Genomic DNA, 17,255 nt, shown 5'->3' with positions numbered 1-17,255 from the left:
ATTTTCATTTGTAAGGTGTTAAATTTTGATTATTTGTGATTTTTGCACATTAGGGCAAAAAGATGCTTTTGTTAAGCACTTTTCTTTCTTAGATTGTGTGCTAAAGCGTGTAATCCGAACTCTAATTCCACTTTTTCTATTCCGGTGTGCGTAAAACGCTTGAAGTTCCGGTTGGATTTGATATGTGCAAAGACAGGTTCGACATCGGCAGTCCGTTGTCTGCGTTTTATTTCACCTACTTCACTTAAGAGATTTTCCCGAACTCTGTCCTTATGCCGTTCTAAATTTTGGTTCCGTTCTATTATTCTGTTTCCCTGCGCTTTGTGGCAAGTCCCTCGCAGCTGACAATCATTGCAGTTTTGAGCCTGGTACAGTGAACTTGTCTGAGCATAACCACTTTTGGTTTTTCGGTTTTTAGAATATATTTTGTTCATCGGTTGCCCCATCGGACAGATATACTGATCTTTCTCTTCGTTGTAATAAAGTTTATCGCGGTGAAAGTCTTCGTTGATTTTTTTTCTTTTCGATTTTAAAATACCCTGTTCCTTATCGAAGGTGTTGTATTTTACGAAGGTTTCTATATTTTTCTCTTCCAGAAAATCATAATTCTCTTCACTGCCATAGCCTGCGTCAGCAGTAAGTTCTTTCGGCAAAAACTGATAAAGTTCTTCAAAAGTATTGAGGTGTAGTTTAAGCGTATTTAAATCATTGGTGTTTTGGTGTAAAGTATAATGAATGATGAACTGCAATTCGGAACTTATTTGAACATTGTAAGCGGGTTTAAGTTGCCCTTTCTGCATATGATCATCTTTCATGCGCATAAATGTGGCATCGGGATCGGTCTTACTGTAATTGCCACGTCCTGCCAAAACTTTTTCCTGCTGCTCGTACTTATCCAGGTTCTGAGAAAAATTCTTTTGAATGTATCTTAATTTTGCCTTTGCTTTAGTAGAAGTATTCGGATTTTTGCTGATGATCTCTTCTATTTTCTTGGTGGTCTTCTCTATTTTATCTTTATCGATTGTTTTAAACTCCGGTGGTGTAGGATCGCTGTCTTCTTCATCAGCAATGCTTTGGGCATAGTTCCACATTTGTTCAAGTTGTTCTGCCATCTTTTCTTTTCTGGTTTTAATGGCATTGCCCCAAACGAAAGTATATCTCCCGGCAATAGACTCTATCTTGGTTCCATCGGTAAAAACTTCTTTCAAGCTAACGAGTCCTTCCTCTGATAATAACAGGACGACCTGTTTAAAAATATCTTTAAAAATAGTCTTGAGTTTCTTGCTCTGAAAATGTGCAATAGTGTTATAGTCTGCGACCTGTTGAGCGGACAACCACATAAAATTAATATTCTCCCGCATCGCTTTTTCGATCTTCCTGCTAGAATAAATATTATCCATATAAGCGTAAACCATTACCTTGAGCATCATCTTGGGATGAAAGCTGGGTTTGCCATCTTTACTATACTCTTCAATGAGCAATCTCAGATCAAGTTGCTCAATAATCCCATTAACGATCCGAACTGGATGACTTTCTGGAATCAACTCCTCGATTGATGGTGGAAATAACCAGTTTTGCTGTTGGTTATAATCTTTAAACTTAATATTCATATCATTGATTATCAATACTTAAAGATACAAAACAACCATAAAATAAACAATGATTTCCAAAACAAATCACAAAAAAACCGCCTCAGTTTTGAGACGGCTTCTTTTTTGTGACCAAAAGCCAGAGAAATAGACTAGAGAGAAAAGACAGTAGACTAGAGATAATATACTGAAAGATAAATAGATGCATGATATAAGAGTTAATACGCAAGAGAAATATACACTACCCGACTCAAGAGTGGAAATCCTAGTTATATACTACTCATTTCCCTTTGTAAAAGAAAACCAAGCGAAATTGTAGCCCGGATGGGAGCGGCATCCTTTTTTGCTTAGCGAAGTTTTTATTTTTAAACTGGAAGGTGGTAAGCAAAAAAGATAGAGCGGACAGCCGGACTGGTTTTGTAAGAAGCGAAAGTTTTGTTGCTCCTTATGGAGAAATTAATTATTGAATTTCTTCTTAATTATCACTTCATGCTTTTCTTGTAATTGATTAAAAATTGGAGTAGATTTAGAGATTACTAAAAAATATTAAATTAAAAAATAATGAAGAAAAATTTCTTATCTCTATTTCTAGTGGGAGTATTTGCAATCGGCTACGCACAAGTGAAAACGCCACAACCTAGCCCGTCTGCGACCGTAAAACAAACGATAGGACTTTCGGAAGTTAGCGTTGAGTATTCGCGACCTTCTGCGAATGAGCGTAAGGTTTTTGGGAATTTGGTGCCGATGGATGTGGTTTGGAGAACTGGGGCGAATGGTTCTACAGATATCACCTTTGGGAATGAGGCGAGTTTTAATGGGATTAAAGTTCCGGCAGGGAAATATGCTTTATATACTATTCCTTCGGCTAACGAGTGGGAAATCGTTCTTTATAAAGATACGGAACAGTGGGGCGCGCCGAAAGAATTGAAAGCGGAGGAAATTGTGGCCAGAACGAAAGTGAAAGCGGAGAAAAATCCATTGTTTGTAGAAACTTTTTCAATCGGTTTTAATGATCTGAAGACTGATAGAGCGAATTTGATTTTAAGTTGGGAGAATACGATGGTGAAAATTCCGATTGTTATGGATTCGAAGAAGGAGGTGTTGGAGTCGATTAATGCTACTTTGGGTAAAAAGGAAGCGAAGGCTTCTGATTATAATCAGGCGGCAGGTTATTATTTCCAAGAGAAGATGGATTTAAAAAAGGCCCTGGAATATGCTACGAAGGCAAATGAAATGCAACCGGATGTTTTTTATATGTTGAAGTTGAAAGCTGAGATTCAAGCCGCAAATGGAATGAAGAAAGAGGCGATCGAAACCGCCAAGAGATCAATGGAGTTGGCAAAGAAAGCGAGCAATGATGATTATGTGAAAATGAATGCGGATAATATTGCGAAGTGGAGTAAGAAGTAAAATTTAGGTTTTATAAAATAACAAAGGGCTCCAAATTTTGGGGCCCTTTTTTAAGTTATGACATTTTTTAATTTGATCTATACAAAATAGATTAACTGAAAGTATTATTCTCTAAATGCTACAGACCTTATTTATCATTTACAAGTATTGAAACGAACTCTCCTACTATTCTCATTCCTTCTCCGTTTTCTTCATTAATAATGATGTTTTTATAAGAATCATCGAAAGAATTTGGTCGCAAAATAATTGAATCATGTTTCCAACCTTCTGCAGAAACTGTTTTTTCGCTAGAATATGTTTTAATTGTAAAAGCAGAATTAAAATCTTGATCTTGAATATTTCTATTCTCTACCAAAACAATTTTCCCATTTCTACTTCCGCCGCTATCAGTTTTAAATAGACATATTGAACCATTTGGAATTACTCTATTCATTGAATCGCCAACGATTTTACAAGCAAAGTAATTATTGTTTTTATTGATATTTTCTGGACCTTCAATTAAAGTGAAATCTTTTTCTGATTGCATTTCACTAAAGGTTCCTGCAGCAGCGTAAAAATTGTATAAAGGGATTTTGTTTTTCGAATCTTTTTCATCATCTAATACGACCGCTTCTGTTTCAACTATACTGTTTTCTTCACTTAGCTTTAATTTTTTATCAGTCGTTATATAATTATAAATACTATCTACTACAGGTTGCTCGAGCTGAAATTTAAAATGGACAACTGGCGAATTAGTATTCTGCATATAACTTTGCTCAATCGAATCTGGCACTATAGAAACATCTCCCATATAATAAAAATCAGTTCCTTCTCCGTCTTCCTTTTTCACAAATAGTAGAATACGTTTAGAATTAATTACATCTTTAATTTCATTACTTTGAATTCTTCTGTTTGATCTAGATTCCCATGCAAAAGTTGAAGGATTTATAAAATGATCATTATATTTGATCGTACTTTCTATTTCATCAGATTTATGATATGTAACAAAACATGGTGTAGATCCCGATTTTGTTCTATAACCATAAACAGTGCTACTAATATCTTTTTCCCAATTCAATAATCGACACACATCTTTTCTACTATATTTATTATAAAGGATTAACCCATTTTTATAATATTCTTCTTTATATAATTTTTCAAAAGTAATAATGGAATAATTTACAGAATCTAATAAAAAAGCTTTAAACGTTTTATCTTCTAACGTTGCTAAAAACTCTTTGTGAAAATAGAAAGTATCATCATGTAAGTAAATTATTTTCTCATTCTTCCTGATAAATAGAAAGTTTAAATTCTCAATACATGATTCTATGGTTTCTTGCGGTACATTATAATTGTACGACTTGTAAATAGCATTTTTAAATGCTGATATAGTAAGTTTGTTATTTAATAAAAGCTCTCTTAAAATATAACTTTCTTCAACTCTTTTAGAATTGTTTATCTCTCTTGAAAAAAGTTCTAAAAGTTTTACTTGTTGTGGTGATAATGAAGAATTGTAATCTTTATCAACTTTAACGATGAAGTTATAATAAGAACCTGAATAATTCACATATAAAAAAGGATCTCTAGAACCATGTTCTATAAAATCCATCATCATTGGAATTCTTCCCAACTTGAATTTTAAAAGATTATAATCTTTTTTCAAATCAGCTAATAATTGCATATTGGCTGAATCTATAGATTGAAATATTCTTTCTTTCGTTATTTCATCAAAATTAATTGTTGAAGAACCGGGAATCATCCTGCTTCCCTCTGTAATCAATTTTCTTAAAGAGTCTTTATTGTATGAAGTATCACCATACAAAGCAACTGGTATCAAATAATTATTTTCGTAGTTACCAATAAAATCTATAACAGTTAAATATCCTTTCCCATCAACTTTTCGTAATCCTCTCCCTAGTTGCTGAATGAATATAATTGCAGATTCAGTCGGACGAAGCATGATAATCTGATTAATTTTTGGAATATCAATACCTTCATTGAAAATATCTACTGTGAAAATATAGTCTAACTTCTCAGTTAAATTGTCAGATTCTAATAGTTCAATCGATTCTGCTCTTTCTTCTTCTGAACTATCTCCGGTTAAAGCAATTGTTTTATAACCTTTTAAGTTAAATAAATCAGATAGTTCAATCGCCTCTTTTTTTCTTGAACAAAATATTAAACCTCGAGTGATACCATTATCACTTCCGTAAAATTTTGCCTGCTCAACAATTCTATTAATTCTCTCCGTAGAAATTAAAAGATTAAAATCGGATTTATTATCAATTGTGGTGTCATCTATTAATAAATCAGTAACACCATAATAATGAAACGGACAAAGCATTTCTTCTTCCATTGCTCTATTAAGTCTTATTTCGTAAGCAATATTATGGTCGAATAATTTAAAAATATCATTACCATCTGATCTTTCAGGAGTCGCGGTCATTCCTAAAAGAAACTTTGGTTCAAAGTAATCTAAAAGACGTAGATATGAATCTGCCCCTGATCTATGAGTTTCGTCAATAATTATATAATCAAAATGATCTTTTGTGAAATTTTCTAAATGTTCAGATTTTGATATTGTCTGAATTGTTGAAAACACGAAGTCACAATTTAATTCTCTCTTTTCGCCAGAATATAATCCCATTGTTTTACTATTCCCGAAAACTTTTTGAAATGTATTTAGAGAATCTTTTGCAATAGTTAATCTATGAACTACAAATAATAATTTTTTTGGATTGAAAGCCTTCGCATCAAAAGCTGATAAATAAGTTTTTCCTGTTCCTGTCGCGGAAACTATTAACGCTTTATTTTTATTGTCTTTTCGTAAATTTTTTAAATTTTCCAATGCCTCAATTTGCATTGTATTAGGATTTACAACAGGCGAAGATTCAATAATGGTTTCAAATCTTTTTGCTTCGTTTAAAATAAATTGATTTTGATATATTTCCTCGTACGACAAAATATACTCTTTTGTTACAAGTGTTGCTTTTTCAAAATCTGAATGGAATTCAGTAAGTACTTTTTCAACAAGTCCACTTTCATCTAAAGCAGAAACTTTTATATTCCATTCTTTGTTTGTTGACAAAGCTTGCGCAGTTAAATTGCTGCTTCCGACAATTAAATTGAAATGCTGTTTATTTTTAAAGATGTATCCTTTTGCATGAGCATTTCCTGTTGTCGCAATTCTTAAATCGATATTTTTGAATTGAGATAATCTTTTTAGTGCTTCTGGTTGAGTGAAATTTAAGTATTGTGAAACTAAAATTTTTCCTTTTATTTCACGGTTTTCTAATTCCTTTAATTTGTTAATTATTGTCGCAACGCCGCTTGTGGTAACAAATGCTACTGAAATATAAAACTCACTGCAATTTTCTAGCTCGTGCAGAATTGCCGATAAAACTTTTTTTGGAGGACTTTTTTGATTAACAAGTAACTCAGGTTGATATGCTAGGTGGATTCAAGTAATAAATGCAACATGATCAAAATTATTTAGTTGTTCGGCAAATATTTCATTGGGCGTTTTGTACCCAAATCTTTTCCTAGGTCTATTGTTTAAAATATAAGTTACATCTTGTATTTGTTCTTTTGTGATATTTTCAAAGTTATGCTTTTTAGGAAAATATTGTCTTATTAATCCATTCAAATTTTCATTCGCTCCTCTTTCCCAACTGTGGTATGGTTTGGCAAAATAGTAGCTTATATTGAGTGCTTCTGCTATCGCTTGATGATTTGCAAATTCTTTTCCATTGTCAGAGGTTATAGTTTTGATCAGAGGTTTCCAATCTTGTAATAACTCGATGGTTTTCTTCTCAATTTCAGCAGCTTCTTTACTACCTACTTTTCCCATAAATAGTACACCAGAGGCTCTGTCATTAATAGTTAGTAAGGCTCCTTTGTGATCTTTCCTATGACCAAATCTATTTCTAAATCTCCTAATCTATTCTTCTTTTCAACTATTGAAGGGCGCTGACTAATGTCCACTCTACCAACAATAAGACCTCTTTTGTCTTTTAAATGACCTCTTTTTTTATACTTCTTTCCCTGGGTTCGAAGATGCCGATACAATTTACCTCCTCTGCGTTTATCTTCCCAAATGTATTGGTAAATTCTTTCACCAGATACCATACTTACCTTATCAACTTTAGATCTACCCACGATCTGTTCTGGGCTATAATCCTTAATCAAATAACACAAAATATTCACTTCTATCTCTGCTGTTAATGAGCATTTTTTCCTTTTTATTTGATGCCTATTTTGAGCCTTTTTATCGGCTAATTTTGCTTTGTATGTCCCACTTCTTTGATCCGCATTTCGCTTGATTTCTCTGGAAATTACACTTTTGTCTTTGCCTACAAAGTTGGCTATTTCAGAAATGCTGATTCCAGTACTTCTATAAGTTTCTATTTGGTATCTTTGTTCCAACGTTAAATGAGCCATCTGTTTTTAGAGTTTTGCAACCCAAAGATAAGATGAAATTTTTCGCCGACTGCTGGGATAGCTTCTGTTCCTAGGAACAGAAGCTATCCCAGCAGTCTTTTATTAACCGTTGCATTTATTAATTGAATGTAAGCTATATTAGATAAAACCTTTTTATCTACATAACCAGTTTGTAAACTAGAATTAAAAATTTCAGTCAGTTTATCCATTCATCACTAATTTATCTACGATTGGAATATCAGCTGCTGCCCAATCAAGTTTGCGAAGCTCAGTTAATGATAACCACTCCTGCGAAATATGTTCGTGTAGTGTAATATCTTTTGAAGCAACCTCACAAATGAAACTGTGCATTGTTAATTCAAAATCTGGATATTGATGTACGACGGTTAGAAATAATGATTTTATATTTGCTTCAACATTTAACTCTTCTAATAATTCGCGTTTTAAAGCATCCTTTTTAGTTTCTCCCTTTTCAATTTTTCCACCAGGGAATTCAAATTTTTCAGAGATATATGGCAATTTATTTTTAGCTCGTTGAACACATAAAATTTTATTTTCAAAATATATTATCGCAGCAACTACTTCAACTTTTTTCATTTAAAACTTCTATTTTTTTAAACTAAATTTTTATAAAAATGATTCGCCTATTTAATACAATAAGCTGTAAAGACTGCAAGATAAGGAAGCAATTTCTAATTTCATAATTAAGTTAAGATAGCTTAACCAATTTTGGAGAAATTATACCTTCACTTTGTTCATAACTCCCTCCAACAAACTCGCAACCCCAATCATCAACAAACACCCAATAGGATTCAGCCACAAAAACTCCAGTTCAATAACCTCTTTTACATCTAAAAAGTAAAGTAAAATAATCACAGGTTCTACTATTAAAATACTCCACATGGTAGCTTTGCCACCTATTTTTGGAAAGAGAAAGGCGATGGCAAATACGCCGAGAATAACTCCATAGAATAAGGAACCAATAATGTTCACGGCCTGAATTAAGTTTTCAAACAAACTCGCATTCACCGCAAAGAAAATGGCGACCATTCCCCACATTAAGGTGAACAATCTGGAAGCATTCAAATATTTTTTCTCTGAAATATTGGGAGCGAAATTTCTTTTATAGATATCGACGACCGTGGTTGTGGCCAAAGCATTCAGTTCTGAAGAAGTAGAACTCATCGCTGCAGAGAGAATAACTGCGATCAATAATCCGACAATTCCGGTTGGTAAATAATTGAGGATATAGTAAATGAACACATAATCCTTATCATTCGATTCAATATCCGGCGCTTCTTTATTGATTAATTTTTTTACATCTTCTCTGATGACGACTTCTTTTGCCTGAAGATCTTTCAGTTCCGACATTACTTTTTCGGAATGATCGGTTTTCCAGGCGATGATTTTTTGTTTTTTCTCTTCGTGAATTTGATCGTAATCAGAATTCAAGGCTTGATATTCTGTATTGTTTTTAAGGGATTGTGAAAGTGGATTAAAATTTAAAGGTGTCTTTTCAAACTGGAAAAAAACGAAAACCATAACTCCAATAAATAGAATAAAGAATTGCATTGGGATTTTGAATAAGCCGTTGAAAAGCAATCCAAGTCTTGCTTCCTTCAAACTTTTTCCGGTGAGATATCTTTGCACCTGACTTTGATCGGTACCGAAATAACTCAGAAACAAAAACGTTCCACCCAAAAATGCAGACCAAATATTATAGCGGTTGTTCAAATTAAATTCAAAACTTACAGCATTGAGTTTCCCCATTTTTCCGGAGTAGAGGAGTGCATCATTTAAATCCAAAGGTAATTTTTGCACGATGAGAAAAAAGGCCAAAAACATCCCAATGAAGATCACAAACATCTGTTGTTTTTGCGTCTGACTTACGGCTTCGGTACCACCAACTAAAGTATAAATCGTCACCAGACTTCCGATCACGATATTGGTTAAGATCAGATTCCAACCTAAAATAGTGGATAGAATAATGGCCGGAGCAAAAATCGTAATCCCTGCTGCCAAACCTCTTTGAATTAAAAATAGAATTGCTGTTAAAATCCTGGTAGAAAGTCCGAATCGTTTTTCTAAATATTCATACGCTGTTAAAACGTTCATTTTGAAAAATTTCGGAAGGACCCAAACGCAGAGAATCACCATCGCAATCGGCAACCCAAAATAAAACTGCACGAATCCCAAACCGTCATGATAGGCTTGTCCGGGTGTTGATAAAAACGTAATGGCACTCGCTTGTGTCGCCATAATCGACAACCCAACCATCCACCACGGATTGGTTTTTCCGCCTAAAAATGATTCCGATGTTTTTACTTTTTTGGATTTATAAATCCCGTAAATTACGATGAATAACAGCACGAAAATTAAAACCAGCCAATCTAAATTCTTCATTTATAATAGTTTTGAAAGAGTAACATGGCAACAATCATTAAAACCGTGACGGCCAAGAGGGCAATATAAAGTGGTTTCCAATTTGTATCTTTTTCCTGATTCATATTTTAGCACATTTATTTTAAATTTTTGGCGCACAGATTTCACGGATTTTCACGGATGATTTTTTTTAAATTTTTAAAAAAAAGCTTATCAATTGTAGCGAGGGCAGACCTAAAAAAATCTGTGTAAATCTATGAAACCCGTGTGCGAATTTTCAGTAAAAATCTGTGCGCTTACTTTTTCGTGTTTCCCAACGCCAAGATATTCATAAATAATTTATACGCTCCCGGAACTCCCGCCGGTAATTCTCGGAAGAACGATAAACCCGTATAAACATAAGTTCCTTTTCCATATTTTCCTGCTAATAAAATTCCTTTTTGCGGAGATTCGCCCGTATCATTTCCTTCTAAAAGTGGAATTAAATTTTGATCCCAATCGTCCGCGAAATATAATCCTCTTTCCTGAACCCAATTGTCCATATCTTTTTCTGTAATTTTATTTGGAACATTAAATACAGGACTATTAGGAACCAGGAATTTCAGTTTTGCATCTTCTTCAGAAATTCTATTTGCTCCGAGTTTTAATTTGAAAGGTGCAATTTCATTGGTTAGTAAACCGCGGTTAACATTGTATTGATTAATCACCAAACCGCCGTTTTCTATAAAGTTCCAAAGGTCTTTATTGATCAAAGCCATTTCTGGCTGCGTATTATAAATTCTTATTCCTAAAATTAAAACATCATATTTTTTTAGTAGCGACGGATTCCAGTTTTTTAAATCCAACTCATCAACGTGTAAACCAATTGCTCTTAATGAAGACGGGATCTCATCGCCAGAACCTTTTAGATAAGCTATCTTAACATTCGGAATTTTTAAATCTAAATTTTGAATTTTTGCCTGCGCATTTTTAATCCAAATTTGTCGGTCGATATGCGGATAATCTACTACGCTTAAAGATTGGTTATATATTTTTCCATTTGATTCTACGATGGCTTCTATAAAAGAATTGGCGTTTTTCGAAATTGGTTCTATGGTAAATAATACTTTTTTCTTTTCACCAATTTCTTTAAAATCAATTGTTTGTGGTGATGAAACTTTCCAGTCTTTACTTGCTTTTAATGAAACTTTCGCAGATGAATTGGCTACGAAACTTTCGACTTCAACGGCTATTTGTTTTGGTTGATTGCTAAACATGAAATTTTCCTGATCAAAATTCGCCACAAAAGAAGGAACGGTGTAAAATGGTTCGTAACGTTCACCAATAGATGGATTTACTGTTTTTTGTTTTAAAGGAATATTGAAATCAATTTTTGTAGAACCAAAGTTGATCGTAATTGCTTTTTTTACAGGATTCAAAATTTCAGGTTGTCCGATGTCTTGTGGATTATTCACCACATATAAATTATTTTTCGGTGTTTCCTGAAGCCAATAAGGATTGGATATTTTCGGATCATCCAGTTTTAATTTCTCTGTTGCTTTATAAGATTCGTTGGCTAAAATTTCTTTGTTATCTTTTCCAGAAATCGTGACATTGATGTTTTTATTGCTTCTATTGGCTATTTCCAGTTGGGTTGTAATTTCTTGATTTAATGTTCCGAAACCATTTGCTGTCGTCCATTCAAAATAGATTCCCTGCGTTTTTAAAATTAAATCTTTTGCCTGTTGCAATTTTAAATCATCTGCGTTATTTTTTTTCAAAAGTTCATAAACTTGAAGGAGATTATTTAAAGAATTTTGTGGATTATTAAATTGATAATCAGAAATCAATTTGTCCATTTCAGTTTTAAGAGTTCCGCTTTCTGTTGATAGTTTAATACCTTCGAAAATATCATTGGTTTTTGGTTTGTCACCTTTTAAAAATTTTAAATATTCTTTATCTGAGCCTCTTTCTAAAGCCATCCCAAAACCTTGACAAGCGTGCTTGCTTCTGCTTTTAGAAGAGATTTCGTTATTAGAAGTTCCGAGTGTAGAATAATAAGATCCGACATTGATGGAGAATAAACCAGTCTTGTCTGATTTTTCAAAGTTTTCTTTACTGCCGAAAAACCACCAACTGGTATTATAAAACATTCTTTTAGGTTGCCACACTTTTACATATTTCAATTGTTCCGGAAAAGCAGTTGGATCTCCCGCCAAATCAAATGCTTCCATGGCTAAAAGTGCTGAAGCAGTATGATGACCATGAGTTTCGCCATTCGAATTTGGATCAAAACGGGTAATGATAATTTCTGGTTTATTTTTACGGATTGCCCAAACAACGTCTGCTAAAATTTTCTGCTTATCCCAAAACTTCAAAGTTTCGGTAGCCGTTTTCGAATAACCAAAATCTAAAGCTCGCGTAAACCATTGTCTTCCTTTATCCACTTTTCGGGCTTCTAAAAGTTCTTGGGTTCGGAGTAATCCTAATAATTCTCCTTTTTCGGTACCGATTAAATTTTGTCCGCCATCGCCACGAGTTAATGAAAGATAAACTGCATCAACATGTTTTTCGTGCGTCAACCAGGAAATAATTCTGGTGTTTTCGTCATCGGGATGTGCAGCCAAATACATGACTGTGGTATTATTTTGCAACCGAAGCAAATCATCGTAAATTTCTGCTGAACTCATTGGTACCGACTGTGCTGAAAATAAAAGGGATATAAAAAAACTCATCCCAACAAAAAATTTAATCATTGGCTAAAGATAAAAAGTTATTCTAAAATTTACGGTATAAATAAGGAAACCTTTAAACTCAAGATTTTAACTTTTGTGTGGTTTTCTGGAAATTTATTGGGATATAAGAAATAGATGTTGAATTTTGAAATAGTGGGCGCCTTTTGTTGTTACCTTAAATAAATCGAGGAATTAAAAGATTATAGATTGGATGAAATCATATTTTAATTAGTATTCCTTATTTGATTAATATTAAAAATGACCTTTCTGTACTTTTTTAATAAATTTATTACTATTAAATTTTCATAAAGGCATTATAGTTAGGCTGAATAATTGCTATATTTGATATATACATTTTTTGTATGTTCAATCCAAACTCCATATCGGCTAACGCAAAGTCATTTTTTTCTGAAATTGGGGATATGACTTTATTTGCAGGACGCTTTTTCCGGGAAGTTTTTAAACCACCATTTGAGTTTAAAGAACTAATTCGGCAATGCTATAATATGGGAAATCGTTCCCTGCTGCTGGTTGGAGTCACCGGTTTTATCTTAGGACTTGTTTTCACCCTTCAGTCACGGCCGACTTTAATGCAATTTGGTGCTCAGTCGTGGATGCCGGATATGGTTAGTATTTCTATTGTCCGTGAGATAGGTCCAGTCATAATTGCATTGATTTGTGCCGGTAGAATTGGGTCCGGAATTGGCGCTGAGTTAGGTTCGATGCGGGTTACAGAACAAATTGACGCCATGGAAGTTTCTGGTACCAACCCTTTTAAATATCTTGTCGTTACTCGTATTGTTGCCACCACTTTGATGCTGCCGTTGTTAGTTATTATGGGTGATGCGGTTTCTCTTTTAGGTTCTGCCATTATTGAAAATATGAAAGGCGACGTTTCTTATGTTCTCTATTTCAATAAAGTTTTTGGTGCGCTTAGTTTTAGTGATATTATTCCGGCGACAGTTAAAACCTATTTCTTTGGTTTTGCCATTGGTTTGGTGGGTTGTTATAAAGGCTATAATTGCGCGAATGGAACGGTAGGCGTGGGAGAAGCTTCGAATTCTGCGGTCGTTTACACTTCGATGCTCTTATTTGTAATTGATTTTATTGCTGTATTTATAACCGATATATTTTTTGATGTCTAAATGGATTCTGCAACAAACATAAAAACCGTTTTAGAATTAAAAAACCTTTATAAAAGTTTTGGTGATAATCATGTATTGAACGGTTTCAACCTTAAACTTTTTGAAGGGGAAAATTTGGTTGTCATGGGTAAGTCGGGTGCAGGTAAATCGGTAATGATCAAATGTTTGGTTGGTTTAATCCAGCCCGATAGCGGCAGTATAACCATTAATGATCAAGATATTACAACGATGGGTCATAAAGAATTGGATATCCTTCGGACTGAAATTGGTTTTCTTTTTCAGGGAAGTGCGCTGTATGATTCGATGACCGTTCGTGAAAATTTAGAATTTCCCTTGCGAAGACATAAAGATAAAATTGAAAACTTTCAAGGAACCGAAGTTTTGGTTAGAGAAGCCTTGGGAAATGTGGGTTTGGCTAATGCAATTGATTTGATGCCATCGGAACTTTCGGGTGGTATGCAGCGGAGAGTGGCCTTGGCAAGAGCATTAATTTTGAAACCGAAGATTATTATGTATGATGAGCCAACAACTGGTTTGGATCCAATTACTGCAAAGGAAATTATCCAGTTGATGCGAACGATTCAGATTAAATACCGCACTTCTTCGCTCATCATTACTCATGATGTAGATTGCGCGAGGGTAATCTCCAACCGAATGATTTTGCTGGTAGATGGGATTAATTATGCTGAAGGAACTTTTGAAGAACTTTCAAATTCCAGTGACGAGCAGGTTCAGGCATTTTTTAAAAACTAATATGATGGGAAAATCTTCTGAAAAAATAAAAGTTGGAATTTTTGTTATTATAGGAACTGTACTTCTTATTGCGGGACTATATTTCATTGGTCAACAGCAACAGATGTTTAACAAAACTATTAAATTGTATGCTGTTTTTAATAATGTAAATGGTTTGCAATTAGGGAATTATGTTCGTTATTCTGGTGTTAACGTCGGAACGGTAAGCGGTATAGAAATGATTGAAGAAGGCAAAATTACCGTTCAAATGTCGATTGATGAAAAAACAGGTCGCTTCATTAGGAAAGATGCAATTGCGTCGGTTGCTTCTGACGGATTGGTTGGCAGTATGGTAGTGAACATCGTTCCTGGGAAAGATGGGGCTGCAAAGACCGTTGTCTCCGGAGATACCATTAAGATACACAGCAAAATTGCTACTGATGATATGCTAAATACTCTTAGTAAGACAAATGAAAATATCGCATTACTATCCGCAGATTTGTTGAAAATTACCAATAAAATTCTTGATGGCAAAGGAACAATGGGAGCTTTGCTTAGTGATACTTTGATGGCGAAGAATATTCGTCAGTCAGTTTTAGAAATTGAAAAAACGACATCAGGTATTTCTGCTGCAATTTCCAAAGTCAACGGCATTATTTCTAAAGTAAATTATGACCAAAGTGCAGCTGCGGTACTATTAAGTGATAAATCTTCTGCTACTCAAATTAAAACAGTTTTTTCCAATCTTGAAAAATCCAGTAATGATATCAGTGATGTCACCAAAAAAATGGATGATTATTTTGACCAATTAAAAGGCGGAAAAGGAACTTTAAATTACGTTACTCAGAATCAGGATTTGACAAATGATATCGATTCAACAATGATTAATATAAAACAAGCTTCCAAGAAACTGAACGAAAATATGGAAGCATTAAAACACAATTTCCTTTTCCGTGGTTATTTTAAAAAACAGGAAAAACAAAAAAGAAAGGATAGCCTAAAAAAAATTAATTAGAGTTATTAAATTTTTACCAAGCATTGACATTATTTCAAACAAGAAATCTACTTAATCTGCAAAATCCTCGCGAGAAATTTCAGAATGTATTCCTTAAAATCTACTCAAAATTCCCCAATGAATTTTCGTGTCTCCAAATTTGATCGTGTTTCCAAATTCACTTCCATTAGAGATTTGAAAACTCATCAAGCCAATTGGTAAAATAAAATTAAAACCTAAACCAAAACTATACAATTTCGGTTTCAGTCCTAAATTCTTATTGTGCAATTCTCCGTACTGTCCGAAGATATCAAAGAAAGCCTGATTGCCGACCAAGTATCGATATTCCGCAGTTCCGAAATAATAGAGATCTGCATAGAGCGAATTTTCATTAAAACCCCGAAAAGAATTCCAACCACCGAAACGCAGTAATTCATTGACTGCAAAGTTGTTTTTAGAATTCAGCAGTGCGGTTTCTCCTCTTAAGTTTAAATAATTATTTCCTTTAATATGAAAGTTTCTTTCACCCGACAAGAAAAAATTAGTTTGGCTGGCTGAAATATTTTCTGCCGTATAATTGGTAGTGATATAATCAGCTTCTGCGCGGATTCGGGTTTTGTATTGAAAAAGTTCAACCTCTGATGGCTCAGAATAATCATACCAAAGCCCCATTCCTTTTTTATCGTAATCTCTCCCTTGAACATAAAGTGAATCAAGAATTGTTGATGTTTCAAAAGTTCCACGCAATCCGATTTTTTGGTTATTTCTTAAATGAAGATAAAAAGCCGGCGTTAATTTCACATTCGCATAAGTAGAATCCTGCCGGAAAATATTGACTTTAAAATTCCCACCGATATTCGATTTAAATAAATAAGGAATATCAGTTTGCAAATCAAAAGTTTGTCCTTTGTCTGGATTTCTTTGCCAGAAAACATTCACCGTTTCAAAACCATTAAACATATTTCTAAAGTTCAAATTGAGACTTCCATTAAAAGTAAACTTCTCAGTTTTATCATTTCCAAAACCGATTACTCCATCAAAGGAATTTGATTTTTTCTTTTGGGTAAAGAGATAAATGTTGGTAGAATCTTTGGTAAATAAAGTTTGCGGTGGTTTATCCAAAAGTAGAAATGGATGATTTTGCAAAGATTGATTCAATTTTGCTAAAGTGTTTTCCTGATAATTTTTACCGACATATTCCTTTTCTAAATTCTTTACAAAACGTTTCGGAAGTTGCTCGTAACCTTTAAATACAATTCCGTCAATTTTTCTTTGATCACTTTTTATAACCGAAATTTCAATTTGTGGAATATCGGATTTCATACCTTTAAATTGAGATTTTATCCGATTAAAAACAAAACCTTGATTTCGATATTTTTCGCTGATTTCCTTTTTTAAAGAATCTAAATTTTTGGTAAAAAATTCTGGTTTATATTTAAGATTTTGAACGATATTATCATCCAGTTTAACTTGCGCTTCGTTATAGTTTTTTCCTTTATCAAAAAAGATTTGTGTAGAATTACCTTCTTTATTGACCTTTTTGACTTCAGTGAAATAGAAATAATTTTGAGTTAAAGAATCCAGAAATTTGACAGCAGAAGTAGAATCTTTTGCCAAGGTTTTTTTATTAGTTTGCACGTCGATGAGCCAATATTCTTTGACTTGCGCTTTGAAAAAAACACAGGAAAAAAGCAGTAAAGTATAAAGTAGGATTTTCAATGAAATTGTTTCTCTGTTTGAACTCAATTTGTCGGCGTTTATTATACGTTCAGCAATATTTTTTTATCTTTATCAAATTAAATTTTTAACCATAAAGTCACAAAGGACAAATTGATGTAAAGTTTAAAATTTTACCTCCGAAAAGAACACA

The 17,255-nt window shown here is 33.5% G+C and carries 10 protein-coding genes and 1 pseudogene; 4 read left to right on the top strand and 7 right to left on the bottom strand.

What is annotated here, in order from left to right:
• Positions 1–71: 71 nt before the first annotated feature.
• Complete coding sequence (locus Q73A0000_RS10920) at positions 72–1,619, bottom strand: IS1182 family transposase (RefSeq protein WP_193813707.1); 1,548 nt, start codon at positions 1,617–1,619, stop codon at positions 72–74.
• Between the two features lie 531 nt (positions 1,620–2,150).
• On the opposite strand from Q73A0000_RS10920, the gene Q73A0000_RS10915 reads away from it, so the two are divergent.
• On the top strand, positions 2,151–2,999 hold the full coding sequence (locus Q73A0000_RS10915; RefSeq protein ID WP_193810988.1) for a DUF2911 domain-containing protein: 849 nt from the start codon (positions 2,151–2,153) through the stop codon (positions 2,997–2,999).
• 127 nt (positions 3,000–3,126) lie between these two features.
• On the opposite strand, the gene Q73A0000_RS10910 is transcribed toward Q73A0000_RS10915, so the two are convergent.
• The 5 genes and pseudogenes from Q73A0000_RS10910 to Q73A0000_RS10890 all read right to left on the bottom strand — a co-directional run bounded on the left by Q73A0000_RS10910 (position 3,127) and on the right by Q73A0000_RS10890 (position 12,514).
• A complete protein-coding gene (locus Q73A0000_RS10910; protein WP_244140853.1) occupies positions 3,127–6,333 on the bottom strand; it encodes a DUF3427 domain-containing protein in 3,207 nt (1,068 codons plus the stop codon).
• 105 nt (positions 6,334–6,438) lie between these two features.
• Positions 6,439–7,418: pseudogene (locus Q73A0000_RS10905) on the bottom strand (IS30 family transposase).
• A gap of 201 nt (positions 7,419–7,619) precedes the next feature.
• Positions 7,620–8,015 (bottom strand): (deoxy)nucleoside triphosphate pyrophosphohydrolase, encoded by a 396-nt coding sequence (locus Q73A0000_RS10900; RefSeq protein ID WP_193810987.1) that lies wholly within the window; start codon positions 8,013–8,015, stop codon positions 7,620–7,622.
• A 141-nt stretch (positions 8,016–8,156) separates the two neighbouring features.
• Entirely contained in the window at positions 8,157–9,821 is a 1,665-nt protein-coding gene (locus Q73A0000_RS10895) for a sodium:solute symporter (protein WP_193810986.1), read from the bottom strand.
• Between the two features lie 275 nt (positions 9,822–10,096).
• Positions 10,097–12,514, bottom strand: coding sequence for a PIG-L family deacetylase (locus Q73A0000_RS10890; protein ID WP_208458775.1), 2,418 nt, complete (start codon positions 12,512–12,514; stop codon positions 10,097–10,099).
• A gap of 362 nt (positions 12,515–12,876) precedes the next feature.
• On the opposite strand from Q73A0000_RS10890, the gene Q73A0000_RS10885 reads away from it, so the two are divergent.
• The 3 genes from Q73A0000_RS10885 to Q73A0000_RS10875 are packed head-to-tail and all read left to right on the top strand — an operon-like array spanning position 12,877 to position 15,406.
• Positions 12,877–13,659 (top strand): MlaE family ABC transporter permease, encoded by a 783-nt coding sequence (locus Q73A0000_RS10885; protein WP_193810984.1) that lies wholly within the window; start codon positions 12,877–12,879, stop codon positions 13,657–13,659.
• Positions 13,660–14,412, top strand: coding sequence for an ABC transporter ATP-binding protein (locus Q73A0000_RS10880; RefSeq protein ID WP_193810983.1), 753 nt, complete (start codon positions 13,660–13,662; stop codon positions 14,410–14,412).
• Position 14,413: 1 nt separating this feature from the next.
• Entirely contained in the window at positions 14,414–15,406 is a 993-nt protein-coding gene (locus Q73A0000_RS10875; RefSeq protein WP_244140730.1) for an MlaD family protein, read from the top strand.
• A 93-nt stretch (positions 15,407–15,499) separates the two neighbouring features.
• On the opposite strand, the gene Q73A0000_RS10870 is transcribed toward Q73A0000_RS10875, so the two are convergent.
• Entirely contained in the window at positions 15,500–17,131 is a 1,632-nt protein-coding gene (locus tag Q73A0000_RS10870) for a hypothetical protein (RefSeq protein ID WP_317174244.1), read from the bottom strand.
• Positions 17,132–17,255: the final 124 nt, after the last annotated feature.

The organism is Kaistella flava (ex Peng et al. 2021) (genome assembly GCF_015191005.1).
Lineage (GTDB): Bacteria > Bacteroidota > Bacteroidia > Flavobacteriales > Weeksellaceae > Kaistella > Kaistella flava.
Note: the sequence above shows the minus strand (reverse complement) of the source record. Positions and strands in the feature narration are given on the sequence as shown.

Coding starts and splice junctions, on each gene's coding strand:
- Q73A0000_RS10875 (WP_244140730.1), top strand. CDS start 14,414: ATGATGGGAAAATCTTCTGAAAAAATAAAAGTTGGAATTTTTGTTATT.
- Q73A0000_RS10880 (WP_193810983.1), top strand. CDS start 13,660: ATGGATTCTGCAACAAACATAAAAACCGTTTTAGAATTAAAAAACCTT.
- Q73A0000_RS10890 (WP_208458775.1), bottom strand. CDS start 12,514: ATGAGTTTTTTTATATCCCTTTTATTTTCAGCACAGTCGGTACCAATG.
- Q73A0000_RS10885 (WP_193810984.1), top strand. CDS start 12,877: ATGTTCAATCCAAACTCCATATCGGCTAACGCAAAGTCATTTTTTTCT.
- Q73A0000_RS10900 (WP_193810987.1), bottom strand. CDS start 8,015: ATGAAAAAAGTTGAAGTAGTTGCTGCGATAATATATTTTGAAAATAAA.
- Q73A0000_RS10915 (WP_193810988.1), top strand. CDS start 2,151: ATGAAGAAAAATTTCTTATCTCTATTTCTAGTGGGAGTATTTGCAATC.
- Q73A0000_RS10895 (WP_193810986.1), bottom strand. CDS start 9,821: ATGAAGAATTTAGATTGGCTGGTTTTAATTTTCGTGCTGTTATTCATC.